Genomic DNA, 24,695 nt, shown 5'->3' on the forward strand with positions numbered 1-24,695 from the left:
TTCGCCCTTTTTTATTTTGCTAATTGTGCAAATACTTTATGGAAGGCTTCAACCGTTTTTGCGATATGCTCCTCCGTATGTGCAGTAGAAATGAATAAACCTTCAAATTGAGATGGCGGTAGGAAAATACCTTCCTCTGCCATTAGACGGAAGTATTCAGCGAATAATTGTAAATCAGACGTTTTTGCTGAAGCAAAATCAATAACCTCTTCATTCGTAAAGAAGAAACCTATCATTGAACCAGCACGATTTACAGTATGTGGAATATTGTATTTCGTTGCTGCTTCACGGAAACCAGCCTCTAATTGATCTCCTAGCTTTTTGAAGTATTCATAAGAGCTATTATCAAGACGAGATAATGTTTCATAGCCTGCTGTCATTGCTAATGGATTCCCTGACAATGTTCCAGCTTGATAGATTGGACCAGCTGGTGCTACCTGCTCCATAATTTCCTTTTTCCCTGCAAATGCACCGACAGGAAGTCCACCGCCAATTACTTTTCCTAATGTTGTCATATCTGGTGTTACATCAAAATAACCTTGTGCACAACCATAGTCAACACGGAAGCCTGTCATAACTTCATCAAAAATCAACAATGATCCATGTTCCTTTGTTAATTCACGTAAGCCTTGTAGGAAGCCTGGTTGTGGAGGTACAACGCCCATATTTCCTGCAACTGGCTCAACAATTACTGCCGCAAGCTCTGAACCAAACTTTTCGAAAATTAGTTCTGCCCCTGCTAAGTCATTGTACGCTACTGTTAACGTATTACGTGCAATATCCGCTGGGACACCAGGACTGTCAGGTAAGCCTAATGTAGCTACCCCAGAACCAGCCTTAATTAGCAAGGAATCTCCATGACCATGATAAGAGCCCTCAAATTTTAAAATTTTATCGCGTCCTGTAACACCACGAGCTACGCGTAAAGCAGACATCGTAGCCTCTGTCCCAGATGACACGAAGCGAATCATTTCCATACCAGGTAGTCGATCTAACACTAATTTGGCTAATCGATTTTCTGTGTAGCTTGGTGCTCCAAACGAAGAGCCTTTCGCTGCTGTTTCTGCAATTGCTTGTACAACTTCTGGATGTGTATGACCTAAAATAAGAGGTCCCCATGATAATACATAATCAATATATTCATTGCCATCAATGTCTTTAATAATAGCACCGTGACCAGATTCCATGAAGATTGGATCCATATTTACGGATTTGAATGCACGTACTGGGCTACTAACACCACCTGGCATTAAGTTAACTGCTTCAGCATATGCTTGTTTTGATTTTTCGTAAGAACGCGTCATTTATTTCTCCTCCAACCAACGTGCAACATCTTTAGCATGATACGTAATAATTAAATCTGAGCCTGCACGTTTCATGCTAAGTAACGTTTCAAGCACTACATTTTTCTCTTCAATCCAGCCATTAATAGCCGCTGCTTTAATCATTGCATATTCACCTGAAACGTTGTATGCAACAATCGGTAATGTATAGTTATTTTTTACATCACGAATAATGTCTAAATAACTTAGAGCTGGCTTAACGATTAAGAAATCTGCACCCTCTGCTATATCCGACTCTGCTTCACGGAATGCCTCCATACGATTTGATGGATCCATTTGGTATGATTTACGATCACCAAATTGAGGTGCACCATCAGCTGCATCTCGGAATGGCCCGTAATAGCTAGATGCATATTTTACGGCATATGACATAATAGGAACATTTTCAAAGCCTGCTTCATCTAGACCAGCACGGATTGCTGCCACAAAACCATCCATCATATTCGATGGAGCGATGATATCCGCACCCGCTTTCGCTTGTGATACTGCTGTACGTGCTAAAACATCTAATGAAGGATCATTTAAAATTTGTTCGCCTTCAATTAAGCCACAATGACCATGATCTGTAAATTCACATAAACATGTATCTGCGATGATTAAAAGCTCTGGGTAACGAGCTTTAATAAGTCGAGTTGCTTCTTGCACAATACCATGATCATGGAATGCACCAGTTCCGACTGCATCTTTTTCTGCAGGTAAGCCAAACAAAATAACCGCAGGAATACCTAAAGCAACAACTTCATCAATCTCAGCTTCAAGTTTATCTAATGAAAATTGAAATACTCCTGGCATAGAAGATACTTCATTTTTAATGTTTTCGCCTTCAATAACGAAGATTGGATAAATTAAGTCTTCTTTGTGTAAGTATGTTTCTTTTACCATTGATCGTATTGCAGCATTTGCACGCAAACGACGATGTCTTTGAAATTGTAATTTTGTCATTTTATTTCTCCTACTTTCGTTATTTCCTCGATGACTGCTTGCATTGTATATACGCTCGGCATAACATCCACAAAAGCACCGTGATTTAAAATAGCAGCTTCTGTAATATGACCGATTGCTGCTACACGAACGGCTTCCCAACCGATTACCGAAGCTACATCCTTTGCGTAGACTTCAACAGCGGAAGGGCTAGCAAAAATCACTGTGACATCGCTATTCGCACGGATACATTCAATCAATAATTGTTTTTGATCGTGTCGCTCAATCGTTTCATAAACTGTCCATTCCTTCAATTTAAAGGGCAGCCCTTCCTCTAATGTCTTTTTCGCTTTTTCTCCACGAATAAATAGACAAGTAGGATTACTACCTGCAACACTAGGAAATTCCTGAACAAATACATCTGCACTAAATATAGAAGGCATAAAGCTCACATGGAATCCTAGATTTTCTAAAGCTGAAGTAGTTTTAGTACCAATAGAAGCAATTTTCCCTTGAAAATGCCCTGCACTTACATTCAATCGTTGCATTTTGCTGGCAAAAGCTTCTACAGCATTTTGACTCGTAAAAATGAGCCATTCAAATTGACAGGCAAACGCTAAATGCACATCATCGTTTTTAGCGATAATCTCGCAAGTTTCAATCAATGGGGCAATTACTGCTTGACCACCTAAAGCTGTAATGTCATCTATTATTGTTGTCGTCTTAGATGTACCTGTCAAAATAATAGTTTTACCTTCTAAAGGTAAATTACTTTGCATCTTGCTCTGCCTTTACTCGTTGAATTAAATCAAAAGCACCTTGCTTCGTTAAAATCTCAGCAAGCTCTTTCCCAACTACTTCCGCATCAGTGCCCACAACCGTTTCCTTATAAACAACTGAAGCATCTGGTGCAGCAACAAGGCCAGTTAATGTAATTTCTTCCCCATTAGACTTTGCGTATCCTGCGATAGGAACTTGACAGCCACCATCCATAGCCGCTAGGAAAGCACGTTCTGCATGTGCTTCTTTCCATGTAAGGCTATCTGTTAACTTGCCTAATTCCGTTAATAGCTCCGTATCGTCTCCACGGCATTCAATACCTAGAGAACCCTGTGCTACTGCTGGTAGACACTCCTCTACAGATAAAAACTCTGTCACTACATCATCGCTCCAGCCAAGGCGTTTTAGTCCAGCTGCCGCTAAAATAATCGCATCGTATTCATCCGTTTCAAGTTTAGCTAAGCGTGTATCTACATTTCCACGAATCCATTTAATTTCTATATCTGGACGGACTGTTAAAAGTTGAGCACTGCGACGAAGAGAACTTGTCCCAACTACAGCTCCTGCTGGAAGATCGGCAAATTTCACATGTCCTTTTGAAATAAATGCATCACGCGCATCTTCACGTGGTGGAATACAGCCAATGACTAAACCTTCAGGCAAGACTGCAGGCATATCCTTCATAGAATGGACAGCAAAGTCAATTTCTTTGTCGTAAAGTGCTTGTTCAATTTCTTTTACGAAAAGCCCTTTACCACCTACCTTAGAAAGCTGCACATCTAAAATTTGGTCACCTTTCGTGACAATTTCTTTCACTTCAAATTCAAATGGTGCACCGGCTGCTTTTAACTCATTGATAAACCAATTTGTTTGTGTTAAAGCTAGCTTACTTCTCCTAGAACCTACAATAATTTTTCTCAACAGTCTTCAACCTCTCTTCTAATACCATAAATGGAATCGTGATAAACTGCTTCCTAAAAAGAAGTTAACAACGACTAATAGGTAAGCGTATATATGTACCCACGCATAAGTTGTCCCTGTCAGCTTACGTTTACGATTCACATACAATATAAAGCAATACAAAATTAAAATAATAAAGGACCCAATAATCTTCGCATCAAAAATTGAAAAACTCTCTAGCGTTAGTAGTGCCCATTCAAACCCTAAAACTAAACTTACAAATAACACTGGAATACCAATGTAAAATGAAACATTCATCCAGTTGCTCGTCTGCTGTAGTGAAGGCAACCTTGTCCATAAATGTGACCATTTCTTCTTTTTAAGCAAACGATATAAAACTAAATACAATATCGCAAAAACAAATGTTAACGAAAACACTGCGTACGATAAAATTGCAAATGATATATGAATAAAAAGCAATTCCGAAATTAAAGTATCGCTAACTATTCCTGTTGACCTTTTCGGCATAAAAATAAAGATACTAGCGAATAAAAATCCTAATATATTAATAATAAATACCGGTAGATCAACCCGTGCAATACAGTGTAATACAATAGATAAAGTCACGAGTAGCCAGGAATAAAAGAGAATCCCTTCTGACAAGGATAAAATCGGAAAACGCTTCGTTTCCACAAAAGTTAATATGATAATGGCACTTTGAATAACCCATACAAATGAAACAAGCCAAAAAGCAATTCGTCTTGCGCGTATTTGCTTATAAAAATAATCAGTAAAGTAAAATACTAGACTGATCGCATACAAGACGATCATTACTTCATAGAGCCTTGTCATTGTCAAATCAGCCAATAGACATCCCTTCTTTATATTGAAAGTGCTAAAGTAGTATACTTTAGCCTAGAAAAAAAAACGTTTTCGTATCCTTAGTTTACCATACAGATACGAAAACGCCTCATTTAATATCAGTAGAAAATCTCGTTCGCAGGAAAAAGCTCGAAGGAACAACTTTTTTAAAGTTGCACTGCGAACATCTCTAGAAAGAATACTTTGGTTCAGTGGAAGATTGTGATGACTGTAAGCGTTCTTTGCGTTCAAGCTCTTGTTTTGTCATCGCAGTAACTTCAGCTTCCACAGCATCCTCAATACCGAAAATTTGTTGGAATAAACGTAACTGTTCATTTGCTTTTGGTGAATTTGCCATTTCCTTAGCTTGTAAAATTGGTTCTTTTAACAATTGATTAATAATAGACTTTGTATGCTTACTTAAAATTTTACGTTCACGATCCGTTAAATCCGGCATTTTATTTTCAATACTAATCATTGTCTCTTCTTGAATATGACTCGCTTTTTTACGTAAAGCCGAGATGACAGGGACAACGCCAAGAGTCGTAACCCAATCTTTAAATTGTACAATCTCTTTGCCAATCATTGAAGAAATATCAGCCGCAGCGCGTTCACGTTCAGCTAAGTTTGCTTCGACGATGCCTTGTAAATCATCTATATCATATAAGAAAACATTTGGTAAATCTCCAACACGTGGATCAATATCACGCGGAACCGCAATGTCTACCATAAATAATGGTTTACCTTTACGCAAACGTTCAACAAATTGCATCAATTCATAATCAATAACATAATCTGTTGCACCTGTAGACGTAATTAAAATATCCGCTTCTAGTAGTGAACATTGTAGTTCCTTCATAGATTTTGCTTCACCGTCAAATTTAGCTGCCAGACTTTCTGCTTTTTCGAACGTACGGTTAATGACGGTTACTTTTCCTACACCGCTACCGTAAAGGTTCTCCATAGCAAGCTCTCCCATTTTCCCTGCACCTAAAATTGCTACATGTTTACGTTGTAAAGATCCGAATATTTTCTTTGCTAATTCAACTGCTGCATAAGAGACCGATACCGCGTTCTCACCGATAGCCGTTTCATTATGTGCACGCTTCGCAAATGTCACCGCTTGTTTAAATAGCTGATTGTATACCGTTCCTGTTGTTCCAATCTCTTGTCCACTTAAGAAGCTTTTTCGTACTTGTCCTAAAATTTGAGTTTCGCCAAGTACCATCGAATCAATTCCAGCTGTCACTTTGAATAAATGTTCGATTGCTTGATCTTCTTCGCGAATTGTTAAATACGATGAAAATGTTTCCACAGGCAGGTCGAACCAATTTGCTAAAAATTGTTTAACAAAATGGCGTCCAGTATGCAATTGATCAACTACTGCATAAATTTCTGTGCGGTTACATGTCGAAACAATAACATTTTCTAATATACTCTTTTGCTTTTGCAGCGCTTCCATTGCCTGTGGTAGTTCACTCTCTATGAATGATAACTTTTCACGAATCTCAACTGGCGCCGTTTTATAATTCAAGCCTACTACGATGGTATGCATGAATAACACCTCTCACGTTCTAATTGACAAATCTCATTATAGCACAGTTCGACAAGAGTTCATCAATAATTTGTGAACATGTCATGAAGAACTGAAATTCGTCATCTAAATTAGAATTATTATAAACTAAGTGTAACAAATTATACGTTCTGTTTCAAATTTAATGTTTGTCCAGGACATTGTTTTAAAAGGACAGAATTAAATAGCTCTTAACCAAAACGTGTGGTTGATTTCCGTTCCGGCTTGGCGCTTTGCCGCTGACGCTTCGCTTTCGCGCAGAGCAGAGCTTCCTGGGGGCGTCCGATGAGCCGCTTCGGCCTACACGATGTAGGTCACGAAGGCGTTATCACAGGACGTGATGCTTTTAGCCTTCGTTCCTCTATTACTGATCCCCAAGGAGTCGCCAAGCCTCCACTACAATCAACTTATCCACATGACATACGTTTTAAAAAGATCATCCTAATAGAGTCGAACTAAATTTGAACGTCTCTATTATTAATTTGAACAGTTTAAATGAAATTTATTTTAAGATATAAAAAAATAGCCTTTGTTTAATTATCTTTAACAAGGCTATTTTTACTTTTCTATACTATTGTTCTCGAGTCACATCAAAATTTTTGTCCCATTTAATAATCAATAGAATTGGCTACGTCTACTAAAGTTTCAAGCGTCACTTTATTTCAACTCGATTATCGATATTTAGCATATACTGCAAATGTCTCTCTCGAAAACGAGGACATTAAAACCTGAAATAGTCATATACGTGGCTACTTTCCCATTTTTTAATTTAAAAGTATTCACTACATATTTCTCTCTTAGAGGCAATTTATACTTAAGTGGACGAATATCAATTTTATAGTGATTTTCGGATGATTGGTCATTGATAAATGTCACTTCAAGTGCGTCATTTCCTTCATACTTTGAATCGGAGAATCGTCCAAAATGATGTGTAAAGCTTATAGGGGGCACTCTAAATGGTAGCTTTAATTTTTGCTTAAAGTGTTGTTCAAAATCATCCACTGCTTCTTCCACCGATTTATATCCTATTTCGGGATATGTTTCTTCATAAGGACTTGGTTTATCCTTTGCAGATGCATGTAATGTTAATAAAAAAGTGGACAAAATGAAACTAAGAAAAGATAAACAGTTCTACCTATTTGTCTCCACCTCAAAATATCTTTAGGTGTAATATTCCCGAATTCATTAAAATTATTAAATGAATAAGGGTATCACCATAATGAAAAAACCACCACCTTCTATGGAAGGTGGTGAGCTTATATCTCCGTTCAAGAAAAAATTAAAACTGTACACTAAACCCTTTAAACTTATGAATCCCTGTTCCAAACTTTACTAGATCCTTTTCTTTAAGTTCCTTAACTGCGTTTACAAGTTCTTGTAAAATACTTGGTTCAAGACCTAATGTATTATGTGAACCATAAATTTTCGTGACATACGGGATTTTTGAAATCTTTTCCCAGGAATCAACTAAATCAAGTGGGTTAGTCGAAGGGTAAAAAGCATAGATAGGTGTTTCATCATAAAGTAAATCACCAGTAAACAAATATCCGTTTGTTTTGTCAAAAACACATATATGACCTGGAGAATGCCCAGGAGTATGATGAATATTTAATTCTCTATTCCCTATATCAATCACATCACCATCTTGTAATAAGCCAGTTGGGGTTCCTTGATATGGTTTATATGTTTCTGGATTAAATGTTTTTGGAGTTGGAATTGTTATGTCTCTACTAATATCTCTTCTTATTTGTTCTATGGTCAATCCTTCAATACCATTAGTTAACCAATCTGAGTCAGCTTCATGAACATAAACATTTTCAAATTCTCCATGGCTTCCAATATGATCAGCATGCACATGAGTTGTTAAAACAACAATCGGCAAATCAGTCAATTGATCCGTTATGCGTTTGATATTATCAATTCCAAGACCACTATCAATAAGAACTGCTTTTTCATTGCCGACTAATAGAAATGAATGCACCTTTTCCCAATGTCCATATTCACTAATTGCGAATGTTTTATTATCGATTTCCTGAATCGTAAACCACGAGTCCTTAACCATAATAATCCCCCCAAAAAGTACGATTATGACTTTCAATATTATCCGTAAACAGGCAAGAAGTGATCACCATATTGTTCTTATTCGATATAGTATTCACATATTCCTTGCTATTTAAGTAACGAAACCAAACTAAATAATTCACTGCAATCACCCCCACGTTGGTAATTACTATATGAATATTTCATCTAGAGTAAAAAAGCTGAACTAATTGTTAGAATTAGTTCAGCTTAAAAATAACTTTTATCTATTAATTTGTAATCGTCACGGTTTTTGTAGCTATAATTTTACCGTCTTTATCATATGCTACAAATTCAATCTCATTATTAACTTTGAAGTCCTGCATTGTTTGAACTGTTTTTGTTAGCATGTAAACACTATCACTACGCTTATTCAATTCAAATTGCACATCTCCACTTAAAGAAGGGAATCGTACATTAACCTTTGCAACATTTGAACAATTACCATCAATTCTCGCATTCATTGTAATATTGCCTTTGCGTAGAGTGACTGTCGCTTCTTCAAATAGATTTTCAGGATTCACGCAACTTGCAGACGAAGTTTTACATAAAATTGAATCAATCATTTTTTGGAAAACTTGATGTAATTGTAAGTTATCGTTAGCGTGGTAATAAGTACCACCAGTTTCAGCAGCCAGTTGCATTAAAATTGCATCATTGACTTGTGATTTTTTCCCCATACTTACAGTGTAAACCCTAACCCCTTTATTTTTTGCATCGTTCAGCACTTTTGTCATTTTCGACTTACTTGTTTTGCCATCTGATACGACAACTATAGCTTTTGAGGTTTTCGAGTCATTGGAGAATTTAGACAGTGCAATGTCTATACCTGCAAAAATATCTGTGGCACCATTCTCTTTCGACGCTTTATATAGATCTTTTTTCAAGACATTGTCTGTACTACCCTCTCCAAGAACAGTAGCTTTTGTATTTGTTTCAATAACAATATTATTTTTAGCATTAATTTGATTGATTACTTCCATCATTTTCTTACCGCGGTAATTTGTTTCGTCAGAAGCTTTCATGGAAGCAGAGTAATCAACTACGTAAGCGACTTCTGTTGCTAAAGAACAAGCATTTTTACTAAAGTAAGGATTTGTGAAAATTTCCTTTGTAAATGTTTTATCTTTTAAATCCTTCAATATTGTTGCATAACGAGGATCTATTTTATTTACTAATGTTGCTTCAGCTTTAGATTTCCCATAAATAACCGAGTCAAAATATGCTACAGCTGTTCCTGGGCTTCCTGAGTTCTTTAAATAATCCGAAGTATTTGTAACAAATGAAGCTGTTTTCTCAACACCATCAAATTTAATTTTTACTGTTCCTTGGTAGTCAGTAATAATTTCTCCACCTGGTCTTACTAATGTAACCATTACCTTAGTATAACGATTTTTACCAGACGGTCTTGATGCCGCATCCGCACTTTCCTTTAATGCTTCCACTCGTTTTTTATAGGCTTCTACTTGACCGAGCAATTTACCACCTTGGTATTTTAATAATACTGTTCGATCATAGTTACTCAAGTTTGAGAAAATAGCATAAATTTTCATGACACTATCATAATGCTCGAGCGTTAAGTGTTTTTCGTCTGGCATATAACTCATAAGTTGAATAATAGCACCGACTGGGTTTATGTTCTCTACCTGTGAAGCAATCGCATCATCAATTCCTTGAATACGATAAATTGGACGCCCATCATCTGAAATCATATACATAATTTCGATCTTATCATTAATAGAATCCTTCAAGCGTTTTTGAATAATTGTTTCGAATAGCCAAACTGAAATATTATAGTTCTCAAACTGTAAAATGGCATTTTCATAGCCTAATGCAGGATATTTTTTATCACTGCCACCATATTGTAAATATATATTTTCAACATTTCCTAAAGCATTTGTTACATTCGTTTGCTGTCCAATACTAAATTGCTTTTTATCTGTATCAATCCAATGAACGTTAACAATGTTTTCTGTAAAGAACTCAGGTAATTTTTCATACGGCACATATGGAGGTGTTACATTTCCATTATCATCATCTTTGTTTGCTGGATCATATACTTGATAATCAATGCGCATTTCCGGCTGAGGTAAGTAACGGACATTTGCATTTAGTTTTTGGCCTACAAGACATTTCATGCCCGGATCTGTGTTGTTAATAAGCTCAAATGTAATTGTATCACGTACAGTTTTTGTTAATTTTGGTGCTATAACAATCGCAGAAACAGTAGAGCCATCTGATTGTACATTTCGAACAGCTTCACCCGATGTATCTACAATTTTTGCACCATATGATGATGTTACACGGAATGTATAAGATTTATCATCAGGTATTGGATCACCATTACAAGCTTTTAAAGATACAGTAATGAGCGTTGAATCTTGATCATTAGCAATTAAATCTGGTTTTTCAACATCAATACTTTGAAGAGCATTATTCACATACTCTGGTCCAGTAAAATCATTAGATTTATCTTTTGGCTCTTCGAATTCTGCATTGTTTGAGCCCATGAAGCCTGAAGGTAATGTGATTTTATCGTTATCACGACCTGCTGCAACACGTTTTAATCCTAGTACAGCAAAGTTACCGTTTTGTACACCGCGATATAAAAATTCAGCAATATCTCCACGAGTTAGCTTTGTAGAAGGATTGAAATCCGCAAATGTCTTTTTACCAGTGCTTCCTGTTGAAATATCATTTGTGTATAAATATTGAACCGCTTGAGGCTCATCTAAATCTAAGCCTTTAAAGGCAGCATATATACGCGCAAATTGTCCACGTGTAACAGCTTTCGAACGATTGGCTGTCGTGTGTGCACCATTAAATGGTAAATAAAAATCACTATAGAAGTTATAAGCGACACTGTCGTTATATGTTAATGCATAGTTTTTATCAAGCTTTGCAAACATTACAACAAGCTCTCGATCAGTTATTTGCTCATTAGGTAAAAAGTTATTAGCGCTATTCAATGAGAGTAAATCATTATCGACTGCCCATGAAATAGCTTTGTATTTATCGTTATTTGTTGGAACATCATTAATTGTCGTAGCGGCATGAGTCACGGCTGGAGTTGCTGTCATCAATACTAGTACGAAACAAAGCATGGATAGAAATGCTTTTTTAGCATACGTCATTTATTTTTCAGTCCTTTCTTTAGTTAAAGAACAATATGTCATCTCGATAGTTTTGTTTTAAGTCACTTTCCAAATAATTCAAGAAACGTTCTAACACTAATGACGCTTGTGCTCGCGTTAATGGTTGATTTGGATTAAATCGACCTGTTACAGGGTCACCTTTCATTAAGCCTAATTCATTTGCAATGTATATTCCGTCTTTTGAATAGTCAGGAATTTCCGCATCATCCTTAAACTTCGTCACATAGCCTGGATCTGGCGCCTTATTTTCAAGTCCTAATGCACGTACAAAAATCGTTGCTGCTTGACCTCGAGTAATTTGATTATCAGGTTTGAAATACTCTGGCGTTACACCTTTAATAATTCCTTTTTTAAAAGCAGACTCAATATAGGCATAATCTTTTACCGTACGTTTAACATCTTTAAAAATACTAGTTGCTGATGTCGATTTTTTCGTTTTCGGTTCTTCCATAACACGTAAGTCAACCGCTTTACCAATTGCCGTTGTAAAATCAATACGCTTCATAGGTGTATTTGGTGAGAAGAAGTTACTTGCATCAGAGTAAATACCTAAAGAGTATAATTTTTCAATAGCTCCTTTCGCGTTATGGTTTGATATATCACGGAACTTAGGAATAATTAAACGTTCAATTGTCGGCATGTATGCTTTATCTAAGGCAACAGTACCTTTTTGCCCAGAGGCTAAATCATACGCATATTCAGAAATAACATCCTTTTCACTTACTACCGCATATCCACCATCAAAGCTCCCTAAACTACCTAGGTTTTGTTCATAGTTGAGTACGCGTGATTTGCTTGTAGATAAACGATTTTTCACATGGCTTGTCTTACCGTCGCTATAGTTATAAACAGCTTCTGTAATTTGTGTTTCTGATGCTCCCCAGAAGTTTTCATAGCCAGCATGACGACTATCAGTATCAATTGTTACAGTATTTTGGACTGCATTTTTTCCAGTCCCAGTTTGAAAGGCATATGTTTTTCTTGAAATCACATTACCTGAGTAATAATCAGACGCTGCACGATTGTCCGTTACAGTCCCTTGTGAAAATTGGTAATCTACCAAAGTATAAGTTAGTTTCCCGACAACAATTTTCTCCGTATACTTTTTCACTACACCATTCGATGTTTTTTGACCAATCGTAGCATAATCTACAACATCAGATTCATAGGTCATATTTCGTGTCAATGTAGCACCGTTACTTGCTGTTAGCTTTAAACTATGTGTTTCAGTTAGCTTTCCTTTAGATTCTTTTTGTGTGATTTTAATGTCTTTACTAGTGCCTTTAAATATAATGGGTGTTCCTGTAATGAAAACAGCTTCCTCATATGTATATTCATTTTTTACAGCACCTGTTGTTTCTAATGAAGCAGCTGATGCATTTTCTGGGATAGTAGCTCCAATAACAAATACAGCAAGAACTACTAACAATATTTTAGATAAATGTTTTTGCATTCTTTTTTTGTCCCTCTCTTTCATTCCATACATATCCCATCTGAAGCTGTCAATAATTTCTTCAATATTACAAAATAATGAGATGAGTCTTTTAACTACAACATTCAGCAAAAGATTGGCTTTCATAAGCAAAAAAAAACTATTAATAAATTTTCCTAATCAACACACCTGAAAATATAAGGTTAAAATCTGCTCGTCTTCTACTCGTAGGGCGACAAAATTTTTCATCATAAGCATGCTCTAAATTCGCTTAAGCTGAATACCTTCGTCGTCAATATACTCGCAGAAGACTTACAGACTTCTAAATTGATTTTAATCTACTAATATTAAATGAGCTTTGACAAAACGATCTGATAAGACTACTAAACGATCAGAAGGTTTTAAATCAGATGCTTGAATAACTTTACCAGCTTTAATAATTGTAGCTTGGTCAATATTCATATCAACCATTTCACCAGCTTCATACCAGCGACCATTTTGCCATTGACTAACGCTCTTCACATTGATGACAGCTGGGTATTTCGATTTAACTGACTGTAGTTTACCAGCTAACATTAATGGTGCAACCGGCTTCGCTTTATTAAGAACATGAAGGGCCTGCACATGACCATCCTTCACATAGAAGTATCCATATTCTCCTTCATATAGATGAAGCTCAATATCAGGCATGACACTATATATTTTTTTACCATCATCTACTATTGCCTTTGTTGAATTACTAACAGATAGTACAGTACGCTCTGTTTTCTTGAAGACATTTGAATCGATCTTCATCGCATCATCAATTTCGATTAAATAACCATCCGCTTGTGATAAACGTCCATAATATAACTCATGACCTGCTAAGTTTGGTGACATAAAGCTATCACTTGTTACTTGCACAACTTGGGCATAATGATCACGTGCAGCACCGTCCGAAATAACAAATGCTGTACCATAAGCTAATAAGCCAGTAGGTTCAATTAAACGACCATTTCTAATTAAGATCGTTCCATCGTGGAAGTATAAAGTACCAGCAGATTTAAGTTTTAATATTTGATATTTAGTATCGACAGAAAGCATAGGCTCATAGTAAGTTCGCTCGTTGTTTTTCAAGACAACAATTTTTTCAATCACTTCTTTGCCAAATTGTTTCACTGTTGCATAATAGGCTTCACTGCCAATGTAATTTTTCAACTGACCTTTATCAATTTTAGTATTTCCAACATAGATCGGAACCTTCGATGAAAAATCCATCGTTGACAAAGCAGTTGTTGAATCAGATCCAAATTGCCAATTGATAAAAGCATGTTGATTTTTGACAGTTAATTTATTTGTATTGGCATTAACCGTCTGTATCTCACCTTTATACAGGTTTTCAACTAACGTACCTGTCTCACTAATGTCTATTTTTGTGACAATGGATGTGTTTCGATTTTTAAGGCTAAGCTTCACACGATCCCCTACATATAATGCACTAATATCAACAGCAGAAGATTTTTTTTGATATTCTGTATCTTTATTTATATAGTAAGTTGTTTCCTCTCCATTATCTGGCTTCAGCATAATGAATAGTCCATTTGGATCTATACTTGTCACTACTCCAGCAAGTGTATTAGTATTTTGTGCAACTGTTGGAGATTCTGTTTCATTTGTAGAAGTAGCAGTAGAAGTACCTCGAAGCTCAACAACACTGCGAAGAGAAATTTCCGCTTCTACTTTCATGCCCATCTTAAAGCCTTCGATTGTTGTCACTGTATTATTAATATACAGGCGGGCACTATCGTTTATATTGTATGTAACTTGACGACCGCTTTCATTTTGCAACGTAATTTTACTAAGCTGTTTTTCTATTACTCCGTTTGAATTTGCATATTCTGAAAATGTTACATCAACAAAGGTTCCAGTCACCATTTGAGCAGCATGCGCTGTTTGTTTTGATGAAAACCCGAGAACCGCTAGTAACAAAATCATTAGTATGTATGGAATCTTCTTCAAAAAATCCCGCCTCCTAAAAAAATGTTATTAATAAATAGTATATCGTACTATTGGTAGTTTTTCCTATTCAAAAAGTTACATTTTAGTGCTTTTATTTACTTTTTAAATTAGATTGTAGACACAAAGATAGAGGTAGCTTCCAATTTCAAGCTACCTTTCCTACATCATACTTGAATGTCAATTGTATGTCCGGCTGTCGGATGTGGAGCATCTAACATTTCAACTAATTGTTCTGTATTTTGCTGTTGCATCTCCATTGCTTGTTTTGTTACAGCTAGAGATACATTTTGCATTAAAGTTGCTTGATTCATTGCCATTGATAAAGCTGCGATATCCATCTAGTCCACCTCCTATTTAATTTATCGGTCAGTTGTTTCATTCATCAAGCGATTCCCTCCATCTTTAATAAAAAAAACATCTACTGTCCTAAATAATAGACTCAATAGATGTTTTTTTATTACATTTTATTTTCAATTGTACGCCAAGCTTCTTCAAAACCAATTCCTTTTTCTGAAGAAAAGACAATAAGCGGATCATTTTTTTCCATGTCTAGCGTTTCTTTCACGACTTTTTTATGCTTATCCCATTTACCTTTTGGAATTTTATCTGCTTTTGTTGCAATGACAATACAAGGAATATTGTAATGCTTTAAAAAATCATACATCATGCGATCATCAGCAGTAGGGGGATGACGTAAATCAACAATTTGTACGACTGCCTTTAATTCAGTACGCCCTGTGATGTAACGCTCAATCATTTTGCCCCATGCTTCACGCTCAGTTTTTGAAACCTTTGCATAACCATAGCCCGGTACATCCACAAAAAACAATTGCTCTTCAATTTTGTAAAAATTAAGCGTTTGTGTTTTTCCGGGCTTAGAAGAAATACGTGCTAAAGCTTTACGACCGATCATTCGGTTAATAAATGAGGATTTCCCCACATTTGAACGACCGGCTAGTGCAAATTCTGGCAGTCCATCTTCTGGATATTGGTCTGGTCTTACAGCACTTATGACCATTTCGACGTTATGGACTTTCATGTTCTTACATACCTCCGTCCAGTGCAATGGCTAATACTTCATCAGCCGATGACACTAGTTTAAATGTTAGTTGCTCGCGTACACTTTCAGGAATATCCTCAATATCTCGCTCATTATCTTTCGGACAAATAATTGTCGTTAAGCCTGCTCGATGCGCACTGAGTGTTTTTTCCTTTAAGCCACCAATTGGCAGGACACGTCCACGTAATGTAATTTCACCTGTCATGCCGACTTCACGGCGTATTGGACGGTGTAAAATTGCGGACACAATTGCGGTTGCCATCGTAATACCTGCGGAAGGTCCATCTTTCGGCACAGCTCCTTCAGGAACGTGAATATGAATATCATGTGTTTCAAAATATTCTGCATCCACTTTTAGCTCTTCCATTTTTGTACGGACATACGATAAAGCGGTTTGAGCAGATTCCTTCATGACATCGCCTAGCTTCCCAGTTAACTGCAATTTTCCTTTACCCGGTGTTAATGATACCTCAATTTGTAATGTATCACCACCCACAGTTGTATAAGCAAGCCCAGTAGCTACACCGATTTGATTTTCCTCTTCTGCTTGTCCATATCGGAAACGATGCTTGCCGAGTAAATCCTCTAATGATTTCGAGTTGACTGTTACTCGTTTTTTCTCACCAGAAACGATGATCTTAGCGATTTTACGACATAGGGTTGCGATTTGACGTTCCAGTCCACGAACACCTGCTTCGCGAGTATAATAACGGATGATATCCACTACTGCTTCATCTTTAATAATAACTTGTGTTTTTTTCAAGCCATGCTCTTTTAACTGTTTAGGTATTAAATGATTTTTCGTAATTTGCTCTTTTTCAATTTCTGTATAACCAGCAATTGAGATTACTTCCATACGATCCAGCAACGGCCCAGGAATTGTACTTAAATCATTGGCAGTTGCTATAAATAATACATTTGATAAATCATAAGGTTCTTCGATGTAATGATCACTAAATGTATTATTTTGAGCCGGATCTAAAACTTCAAGCATTGCTGCTGAAGGATCTCCCCTGAAGTCATTAGACATTTTATCAATTTCATCTAGAAGGAATACAGGATTAATCGTTCCTGCCTTTTTCATCCCTTGGATAATACGACCTGGCATCGCCCCAACATACGTACGTCGGTGACCACGAATTTCTGATTCGTCACGTACCCCACCTAATGATATACGGATAAATTTGCGATCCAAGCTTTCTGCAATAGACCGAGCTAATGACGTTTTACCGACACCTGGAGGGCCTGCCAAACATAATATTGGTCCTCGTAACGATTCTTTCAACTGACGTACAGCTAAATATTCTAATATACGTTCTTTTACTTTTTCTAAGCCGTCATGATCACGATTTAAAATGTCCTCTGCATGTTTGATATTCATGCGATCCTTAGTCGCATTTGTCCAAGGTAGTGATACAATCCAATCAATATAGTTTCGGATTACGCCACTCTCTGCACTAGCCGATGGTAACTTCTCATAGCGATCCAACTCTTTAAGCACTGCTTCTTTCGTTGATTCGGGCATTCCAGTTTCGTCAATACGTCTTCGTAACTCAGCTACTTCGCCAGTTTTTCCTTCACGGTCTCCTAGCTCAGTTTGAATAGCTTTCATTTGTTCACGTAAATAATATTCTTTTTGCGTACGCTCCATGGATTGCTTCACTTTTGTATTAATTTTCTTCTCAAGATCAAGTACTTCTTGCTCGTCATGTAAACGAATAATTAAATGATCTAAACGCTTCTTTACACTGAGCATTTCCAATACTTCTTGTTTATCTGCAATCTTAAATGGTAAATGCGATGCAATGATATCTGCTAAACGACCGGGCTCTTCAATGTCTGCCACAGTACTAATGGTTTCAGATGTAATCTTATTGGAGGCTTTGGCGTATCTTTCGAAATACGTTAACAACGTACGCATTAAAGCCTGTGTTTCAACATCTTTATCGATGGCTTCCTCTTTTACATCGATGTCAGCAATCGTATATTTTTCTAACGCCCGATAGTTAGACCATGTTGCACGAGCTACACCTTCCACTAAAACACGCAGTGTTCCATTTGGTAATTTTAGCATCTGTTTGACATATGCCATCGTACCAATTGTATATAAATCTTGCTCATCAGGTTGTTCATCATGCACTTCTTTTTGTGTTACCAATAATATCAATTGGTCCTCTAACATTGCTTGTTCTAGCGCCGCTACAGAACGATTTCTACCCACATCAATATGTAACACCATCGACGGGTATACTAAAAGTCCACGTAAAGGCAATAATGGTACATTTGTTGTTTTTTGTATTGTTACCATGCGGGTATTCACCTCCGTCAAAATTTTCTTATACACTCCCGCGTTACTAGTATGTGTCTAAAAAGCTGATTCACACTAGTTAATCAATCGAGCCAAAAATTTCATCTCATTACAGTAGGCTTTATGTATGAATGAATAAAAAGCTGACTGTCGATATGTGCGAATATTGCACAATCGAAGTCAGCTAAATTACTCTTTATCTCATAACAATAGACAGCCACGTCTGTTCGTTATGCTGAAGTTTTTGTGTCGCTACCTTCATCGAGTTCAGTGCCATCTTCAAGAAGCAATTTCGGTTTTTCTTTATCCGTAATTGTTTTTGCTGTAATGATACATTTTTTCACGTCTTCACGTGAAGGTAGTTCGTACATTACTTCAAGCATTGTTGACTCAATAATTGAACGAAGACCACGTGCACCAGTTTTCCGTTCAATTGCTTCTTTTGCAATTTCAGAAAGCGCACCTTCATCAAACTCAAGCTCAACACCATCTAGTTCAAGCATTTTTTGATATTGCTTAGCTAGTGCATTTTTTGGCTCCGTTAAAATTTGTACAAGCGCTGCCTCGTTTAATTGCTCAAGACTTGCAAGTACTGGTAATCGACCGATGAATTCTGGAATTAAACCAAATTTCAATAAATCCTCTGGAATCAACTTTGCCATAATTGAGCCTTCATCCATCTCAATTTTGTTAGGATCTGAACCGAAGCCAATTACTTTTTCACCCTGACGACGTTTAATAATGGATTCAATTCCATCAAAAGCTCCACCAACAATAAATAAAATGTTTGTCGTATCGATTTGTAAAAACTCTTGGTGAGGATGCTTACGACCACCTTGTGGTGGGACACTTGCAACTGTACCTTCTAAAATTTTCAGAAGTGCTTGTTGTACGCCTTCACCAGATACATCACGTGTAATGGATGGATTTTCAGATTTACGTGCAACTTTATCGATTTCATCAATATAGATGATCCCTTTTTCAGCACGTTCGATATCGTAATCCGCTGATTGAATTAATTTTAATAAGATATTTTCAACGTCCTCACCCACATAGCCAGCTTCAGTTAGAGAAGTAGCATCTGCAATTGCAAAAGGAACGTTTAATATACGCGCCAATGTTTGGGCTAATAAAGTTTTACCGCTACCAGTTGGGCCGATTAACACAATGTTCGATTTTGCTAATTCTACATCATCAATTTTACTATTCGTATTAATGCGTTTGTAGTGATTATAAACCGCAACTGCTAAAGCTTTTTTAGCACGTTCTTGTCCTATTACATATTCATCTAAAATCGATAAGATTTCTTTCGGTTTTGGAATATCTTGAAACTCAATTTCTTCTTCAACGCCCAGTTCCTCTACAACGATTTCTGAACAAAGCTCGATACATTCATCACAAATATAAACACCAGGACCTGCAACTAGTTTACGTACCTGTTCTTGTGGCTTTCCACAGAATGAGCATTTTAAATTGCCTTTTTCATCATTAAATTTGAACAATATGTTTCACCCCTATTCAAGCAACAATCTTACAAGATTATTGAATCATTATCAAATAAATTGTCTGCATCCATTTACACCACGGCGTTTATGGTTCGAGATTTTAAAAAAATTTACTACATTCATAGTACAGAAACACTGACATTTACCGCAAAGTTGCTAATTATTCATCTTGACAAATTTACCAATTGTATCTTTTATTCCTATGTGCGTAACTGACTGATTCTTCAGAAACCTCTAGCGACCAGAGAACTTTCGTTTAGTCAAGCTCCCTGACTCCTCGTCACTTCGTCACTTGATATTTGGCTTGTGACTTTACTGTTATACCCGATAGAACAAGTTACAGATTATCAAATGCGTAACTTAAATTTCTTTAAAATCTATTACATTCGCCAGAGGCTTAACTTCATTCAGAAGAGGATGTATTTTGTTGTTCCTCATTTAGAAGAATTGAGATATCCATAAACTAAGCCTTATCTCTGAATAAAGTCAAAATTTAGCATCGTGTAAAAAGTCAAACAATACTATGTATTAGAGAAGTGTAAAGGCTTTGTCTATCCCCTTATCAAAAAAGTACTTCCTTTTGGAGGATGCTTTTTTACGGTGATAGTAGTCGTCATCTTAACAATATAATTAACTGAACTTAACCTAAAGGGGAATCTAGCTTAACCTAAACAAAAAATATGTGATAAAACAAGGCACGGTTAAATGCCGTACCTTGTTTTCATTTTTCTATCCAGTTACAAAAAAATCCTATTCAGTAATTTTAGCGTTTTCTACTAAAAATTCAACTGTTTTTTGAATTTTAATGTCGTTTTCAAGAACTGTTGTGCCGCCTAAAGCACCTGTAATTTGCTCTTTAGTCATGTTAAATTGAGCAGCCATTTTTTCTAATTCAGCTTCGATATCAGCTTCAGTAGCTTCAATTTTTTCAGCTTCAGCAATTGCTTCAAGTGTTAAAGATACACGTACACGGCTTTCTGCTTCTTCTTTCATTTGTCCACGTAAATCTTCTTCTGATTGACCTGAGAATTGGTAGTAAAGGTCTAAGTTCATACCTTGCATTTGTAAACGTTGACCAAATTCTTGTAACATACGATCAGTTTCAGAGTTGATCATGCCAGCTGGTACTTCAAATTCAGCATTTTCAGCAGCTTTTTCAACTAATTCATCACGAAGTGCTGCATCAGATTCAGCTTGTTTTTGTTCAGCAGTTTGCTCTTTGATTTTTGCGCGTAAAGCTTCAACACCTTCAACTTCTGGGTCTAATTCTTTAGCGAATTCGTCGTTTAATTCTGGAAGAACTTTTGTTTTAACTTCTTTTACAGTTACTTTGAAAGTAGCTTCTTTACCAGCTAATTCAGCTGCATGGTATTCTTCTGGGAAAGTAACAACTACGTCTTTAGATTCACCAGATTTTACACCTGTAAGTTGCTCTTCAAAGCCAGGGATGAATGAGCCAGAACCGATTTCTAGTGGGTAGTCTTCACCTTTACCACCTTCAAATGCTTCTTCACCTACGAAACCTTCAAAGTCGATAGTAGCTGTATCGCCTTCTACGATAGCTTCATCTTCTTTAATTTCAAGCTCTGCTTTACGAGCTAATTGTTCTTGAATTTGTGCTTCTACTTCTTCATCAGTAACAGCTACTGGAAGTTTCGTAACTTCTAAACCTTTGTAGTCACCAAGTTTTGGCTCTGGTTTCACCGTTACTTGAGCAGTAAATGCGAAATCTTTACCGTGTACGAAGTTTTCTGTACCAGAAATTTCTGGGTAATCAACTGGCATAATACCAGCTTCATCGATCGCTTTTGAATAAGATTCAGGAACGATGATTTCTAATGCATCTTGGTATAAAGATTCGATACCAAAGCGTTGTTCAAACATTTTACGAGGCATTTTCCCTTTACGGAAACCTGGTACGTTAATTTGTTTAACAACTTTTTTGAACGCTTGGTCCATTGCTGCGTCTACTTCTGTAGCAGGTACTTCAATTGTAAGAGTACCGATATTACCTTCTTGTTTTTCCCATTTTGCTGACATGTATAAATACCTCCAAATAAATGATCAAGTTTATTGTTAGACAATTCATTCGTAACTACGATTTTGACAACCATTTTAGTATAACATAGATGCGTATAGTTTCAACTTATTTCATACTTCATGGAGTTCTGTTAATTTTTCTAACATTTGTAAAAAGTCAATGATTTCATAGTTCATTTCCTGTACTTTTCCGAGCATAGATTGTACAAAGTCAATATAACTATAAGCAATATCATCGGCTTCGAATGGGCGCCATTCGAACGGATACGTTACAATAGCATGCTTCGCCATTAAATATTGTACCATTTCCAACGTTGATGGGTCTTGCTCTAATTTATTTTCAATTATTTTTTTTACTTCCTTATATTGAGGCAACTGATTTGGTAGGACTAAATTGATAGGATTAATAATTTTTGTTTCGTTAAATTTTGAGATAGTCATCTCTATTGACACTTCTTGTTCCACTAATAAGATTAACGCTAAGCTCTGAACAAATGGATGGATTGTTGGACATTCTATAATAGCTTTCAATGCTGTTTTTAATTGTCGTACATTCGTATCCATTAAACGATGCAGTCGAATAGATTGTTCATCTGGCGTTAATGCATTAAATTCCGAAAGTTCATATTCTTGCTCTTCTATTAATCGTTTTGCATCCTCTTTTTTTTGGAGATTCCTAGCAACCTCTTGATTCAAGCTTCTTAAACGTTCAAATTTCTCAAGCTGACCTTCCGGAAGTACATTTTCTTCAATTAATGTCGTAATTAACGACTCTACTTGATGGTATTCCTTTAACTGCATACATACAGTAACATACAGTTCCATTACTTCCACATACAATGACGTACCCATAGCAAACAATTGCTCACAAACACTTTTAACTTTTTCGTATGCTTTTAATTCATATAAAGCGTACGCATAGGTACTTAATGCAATTTCATCTCCAGCTTCATATAAAAATGCTTTTTCAAAGCTTGCCACAGCCTCTTCATATTGATAATTTTCCGCATACATATGTCCTTCACGTATTAATGTCTGAACAGCACCTGGAAAAACAACAATATTGTCATGTTTTATAACATGTCGTTTTCGCTTTGTCATTTTTCTCACCTCTTTACTACTATTTTTCTTATTAGTTCCTATATAAATCATCATCATAACACGGGGGTTGATTTTTTGTATTCGACTTAGCGTTTTACAATGAGGTTCGATAAGATACCTGAGGTTGGTCAACGGAGACCGTTATTACAGGTCTGCATGTTTTAGCCTTCGTTCCTCTACTGGCTCTCACCAGGGTCTCATCTAGGACGATCCCCACCTTCATTCCAATCAACCTCATTAAGATGGTTTACGTTTTAATCAATGTCATTTTCAACTCTTCTATAAATAACGACATATACTAATTAAAAATATTCCTACTTGTTTTTTACAAAGATTATCACTATATTATTTCATATTTTGTAATAAATTGTATTATAATTAATAATATCTTTCATTTATTACTGGCTTCGTCTGTAATTTAAGAAAAAGTTCTTCACAAGGAGTGGAATACATGCAATTAATGGATACAGTAAACGAATTTGGTAGTAGCATCTCTCCTATGTTTGAGGCACTATCAATTAAAGTTGTTTCGTTTTCAACAGCGGACGGTCCGCATCAGAAGGATTATCCGATTGAATTTGAAATACTCACACGCACAAAGATTGATTTATACACGCAAGAAGCGATCACACATATTCTAAGTATACAAGGTTATATTCCAGGCTCCATTTCAATTGGACACCAACATGAGTCACTTTTTATTATTCCCCAAAATGTACACATTGAATGCAACTATAAACTTCTAAGTATCGACAAAAAAGATATGCAACGAATCTTACAGCACTCTCAACCGAATCTTCATTATAGTGAATGGCTAATCGATGCCATTAAAAACGCAAATATTCTTGTAGAATTAAAAACCAATCAAAATACCTTTACTGAATGGCCACTCGGTATAAAGTCAGCCGTTATATTGTAACGAGGATGAGACATACTTTAATAGGTATGTCTTTTGCTGTTGTAAAACTATCGAAATTAAAGTGTAATGATACTTCGGCAAAACGAGGGGTTGATTTCCGTTCCGACTGAGCGCTTTGTTGTTGCTGTCGCTTCGCTTTCACACAGATAAAACAATTGCTGACACTTCGCTTTCGCGCAGATAAAACATTTGCCGCTGACGCTTCGCTTTCGCGCAGAGCAGAGCTTCCTGGGGGCGTCCGATGAGCCGCTTGGGCCTACACGATGTAGGTCACGAAGGCGTTATCACAGGACGTGATGGTTTTAGCCTTCGTTCCTCTATTGCTGATCCCCAAGGAGTCGCTCAGTCTCCACTCCAATCAACCACTTCACATAGCATATACTTCTAGAGAGTCACTCAAAAATAGTAATAATTCGAACTTCTACAATGTTTTATCTATGCAAAAGCTGAGTGTCAATGCTCACCCACAAAAAAGTGGAACAGAAACCATCCTCATAGTAATTCACAAAGATTTACTTGACCATTTTGTTTTCCAGATCTATTAGACATTTATAAATAAGTATGTTTTTATTGTGCACTCGTTTAGTCTACCCCTTTTTGTTGCTTGTCTATCATATCAACTTTCTCTTGATTCTGGAATTCCTATTGTGAATATACCCCTATATCACTAGAAAACTTCACCAATCAACAAATATATCGTTGAAACGTTATAATAAAAAT

19 protein-coding genes are annotated in these 24,695 nt (G+C 36.4%); 2 read left to right on the forward strand and 17 right to left on the reverse strand.

All coding sequences use genetic code 11. The features are described 5' to 3' along the window. Window positions 1–11: 11 nt before the first annotated feature. From hemL to hemA, 6 genes are all read right to left on the reverse strand, one after another. Complete coding sequence (hemL, locus tag AMS59_RS16540; RefSeq protein WP_053484838.1) at window positions 12–1,304, reverse strand: glutamate-1-semialdehyde 2,1-aminomutase; 1,293 nt, start codon at window positions 1,302–1,304, stop codon at window positions 12–14. Continuing rightward, window positions 1,305–2,285: a porphobilinogen synthase gene (gene hemB, locus AMS59_RS16545; RefSeq protein ID WP_053484839.1), complete on the reverse strand. Its 981-nt coding sequence runs from the start codon at window positions 2,283–2,285 to the stop codon at window positions 1,305–1,307. It lies immediately after the preceding gene. Then, entirely contained in the window at window positions 2,282–3,043 is a 762-nt protein-coding gene (locus tag AMS59_RS16550) for a uroporphyrinogen-III synthase (RefSeq protein ID WP_053484840.1), read from the reverse strand. The genes hemB and AMS59_RS16550 overlap by 4 nt, the downstream gene beginning before the upstream one ends. Further along, window positions 3,033–3,965, reverse strand: coding sequence for a hydroxymethylbilane synthase (gene hemC, locus AMS59_RS16555; RefSeq protein WP_053484841.1), 933 nt, complete (start codon window positions 3,963–3,965; stop codon window positions 3,033–3,035). The genes AMS59_RS16550 and hemC overlap by 11 nt, the downstream gene beginning before the upstream one ends. Window positions 3,966–3,983: 18 nt before the next feature. Next, window positions 3,984–4,811: an inner membrane protein YpjD gene (locus tag AMS59_RS16560; protein WP_053484842.1), complete on the reverse strand. Its 828-nt coding sequence runs from the start codon at window positions 4,809–4,811 to the stop codon at window positions 3,984–3,986. A gap of 184 nt (window positions 4,812–4,995) precedes the next feature. Then, window positions 4,996–6,360, reverse strand: coding sequence for a glutamyl-tRNA reductase (gene hemA, locus AMS59_RS16565; RefSeq protein ID WP_053484843.1), 1,365 nt, complete (start codon window positions 6,358–6,360; stop codon window positions 4,996–4,998). Between the two features lie 303 nt (window positions 6,361–6,663). Between hemA and AMS59_RS25390 the strand changes: the two genes are divergently transcribed. After that, window positions 6,664–6,837, forward strand: coding sequence for a hypothetical protein (locus AMS59_RS25390; protein WP_156304699.1), 174 nt, complete (start codon window positions 6,664–6,666; stop codon window positions 6,835–6,837). Between the two features lie 222 nt (window positions 6,838–7,059). Here AMS59_RS25390 and AMS59_RS16570 read toward each other — a convergent pair whose 3' ends face one another. From AMS59_RS16570 to AMS59_RS16615, 11 genes are all read right to left on the reverse strand, one after another. After that, window positions 7,060–7,392, reverse strand: coding sequence for a hypothetical protein (locus AMS59_RS16570; protein ID WP_053484844.1), 333 nt, complete (start codon window positions 7,390–7,392; stop codon window positions 7,060–7,062). A gap of 265 nt (window positions 7,393–7,657) precedes the next feature. Then, window positions 7,658–8,440 (reverse strand): MBL fold metallo-hydrolase, encoded by a 783-nt coding sequence (locus AMS59_RS16575; protein ID WP_053484845.1) that lies wholly within the window; start codon window positions 8,438–8,440, stop codon window positions 7,658–7,660. A 247-nt stretch (window positions 8,441–8,687) separates the two neighbouring features. Continuing rightward, complete coding sequence (locus AMS59_RS16580) at window positions 8,688–11,591, reverse strand: VWA domain-containing protein (RefSeq protein WP_053484846.1); 2,904 nt, start codon at window positions 11,589–11,591, stop codon at window positions 8,688–8,690. Window positions 11,592–11,610: 19 nt separating this feature from the next. Continuing rightward, window positions 11,611–13,065 carry an S-layer homology domain-containing protein gene (locus AMS59_RS16585; RefSeq protein WP_053484847.1) on the reverse strand — a complete coding sequence of 485 codons (1,455 nt, stop codon included), beginning with the start codon at window positions 13,063–13,065 and terminating at the stop codon, window positions 11,611–11,613. A 312-nt stretch (window positions 13,066–13,377) separates the two neighbouring features. After that, the gene (locus AMS59_RS16590; protein ID WP_053484848.1) at window positions 13,378–15,042 is read right to left on the reverse strand and encodes a hypothetical protein; all 1,665 of its coding nucleotides are present in this window, start codon (window positions 15,040–15,042) and stop codon (window positions 13,378–13,380) included. A 164-nt stretch (window positions 15,043–15,206) separates the two neighbouring features. Next, window positions 15,207–15,380 carry a YjfB family protein gene (locus AMS59_RS24430; RefSeq protein ID WP_081011007.1) on the reverse strand — a complete coding sequence of 58 codons (174 nt, stop codon included), beginning with the start codon at window positions 15,378–15,380 and terminating at the stop codon, window positions 15,207–15,209. Window positions 15,381–15,499: 119 nt separating this feature from the next. Further along, on the reverse strand, window positions 15,500–16,081 hold the full coding sequence (gene yihA, locus AMS59_RS16595; RefSeq protein WP_053484849.1) for a ribosome biogenesis GTP-binding protein YihA/YsxC: 582 nt from the start codon (window positions 16,079–16,081) through the stop codon (window positions 15,500–15,502). A gap of 4 nt (window positions 16,082–16,085) precedes the next feature. Then, complete coding sequence (gene lon, locus AMS59_RS16600) at window positions 16,086–18,410, reverse strand: endopeptidase La (RefSeq protein WP_053484850.1); 2,325 nt, start codon at window positions 18,408–18,410, stop codon at window positions 16,086–16,088. 230 nt (window positions 18,411–18,640) lie between these two features. Continuing rightward, window positions 18,641–19,912, reverse strand: a complete 1,272-nt coding sequence (gene clpX, locus AMS59_RS16605; RefSeq protein WP_053484851.1) for an ATP-dependent protease ATP-binding subunit ClpX — start codon at window positions 19,910–19,912, stop codon at window positions 18,641–18,643. Window positions 19,913–20,665: 753 nt separating this feature from the next. After that, a complete protein-coding gene (tig, locus tag AMS59_RS16610) occupies window positions 20,666–21,955 on the reverse strand; it encodes a trigger factor (RefSeq protein ID WP_053484852.1) in 1,290 nt (429 codons plus the stop codon). A gap of 111 nt (window positions 21,956–22,066) precedes the next feature. Further along, on the reverse strand, window positions 22,067–23,056 hold the full coding sequence (locus AMS59_RS16615) for a CDC27 family protein (protein ID WP_053484853.1): 990 nt from the start codon (window positions 23,054–23,056) through the stop codon (window positions 22,067–22,069). A 451-nt stretch (window positions 23,057–23,507) separates the two neighbouring features. Between AMS59_RS16615 and AMS59_RS16620 the strand changes: the two genes are divergently transcribed. Next, window positions 23,508–23,975 carry a hypothetical protein gene (locus AMS59_RS16620; RefSeq protein ID WP_053484854.1) on the forward strand — a complete coding sequence of 156 codons (468 nt, stop codon included), beginning with the start codon at window positions 23,508–23,510 and terminating at the stop codon, window positions 23,973–23,975. Window positions 23,976–24,695 lie beyond the last annotated feature (720 nt).

The sequence above is a fragment of the Lysinibacillus sp. FJAT-14745 genome (assembly GCF_001275675.1).
Classification (GTDB): domain Bacteria; phylum Bacillota; class Bacilli; order Bacillales_A; family Planococcaceae; genus Lysinibacillus.

What these genes read in the sequence shown, in the direction of transcription:
- hemL (WP_053484838.1), bottom strand. Translation starts at nt 1,304, where the DNA reads ATGACGCGTTCTTACGAAAAATCAAAACAAGCATATGCTGAAGCAGTT.
- AMS59_RS16620 (WP_053484854.1), top strand. Translation starts at nt 23,508, where the DNA reads ATGCAATTAATGGATACAGTAAACGAATTTGGTAGTAGCATCTCTCCT.
- yihA (WP_053484849.1), bottom strand. Translation starts at nt 16,081, where the DNA reads ATGAAAGTCCATAACGTCGAAATGGTCATAAGTGCTGTAAGACCAGAC.
- AMS59_RS24430 (WP_081011007.1), bottom strand. Translation starts at nt 15,380, where the DNA reads ATGGATATCGCAGCTTTATCAATGGCAATGAATCAAGCAACTTTAATG.
- hemB (WP_053484839.1), bottom strand. Translation starts at nt 2,285, where the DNA reads ATGACAAAATTACAATTTCAAAGACATCGTCGTTTGCGTGCAAATGCT.
- AMS59_RS16580 (WP_053484846.1), bottom strand. Translation starts at nt 11,591, where the DNA reads ATGACGTATGCTAAAAAAGCATTTCTATCCATGCTTTGTTTCGTACTA.
- AMS59_RS16585 (WP_053484847.1), bottom strand. Translation starts at nt 13,065, where the DNA reads ATGCAAAAACATTTATCTAAAATATTGTTAGTAGTTCTTGCTGTATTT.
- AMS59_RS16615 (WP_053484853.1), bottom strand. Translation starts at nt 23,056, where the DNA reads ATGACAAAGCGAAAACGACATGTTATAAAACATGACAATATTGTTGTT.
- AMS59_RS16550 (WP_053484840.1), bottom strand. Translation starts at nt 3,043, where the DNA reads ATGCAAAGTAATTTACCTTTAGAAGGTAAAACTATTATTTTGACAGGT.
- AMS59_RS16575 (WP_053484845.1), bottom strand. Translation starts at nt 8,440, where the DNA reads ATGGTTAAGGACTCGTGGTTTACGATTCAGGAAATCGATAATAAAACA.
- AMS59_RS25390 (WP_156304699.1), top strand. Translation starts at nt 6,664, where the DNA reads ATGAGCCGCTTCGGCCTACACGATGTAGGTCACGAAGGCGTTATCACA.
- tig (WP_053484852.1), bottom strand. Translation starts at nt 21,955, where the DNA reads ATGTCAGCAAAATGGGAAAAACAAGAAGGTAATATCGGTACTCTTACA.
- hemA (WP_053484843.1), bottom strand. Translation starts at nt 6,360, where the DNA reads ATGCATACCATCGTAGTAGGCTTGAATTATAAAACGGCGCCAGTTGAG.
- lon (WP_053484850.1), bottom strand. Translation starts at nt 18,410, where the DNA reads ATGGTAACAATACAAAAAACAACAAATGTACCATTATTGCCTTTACGT.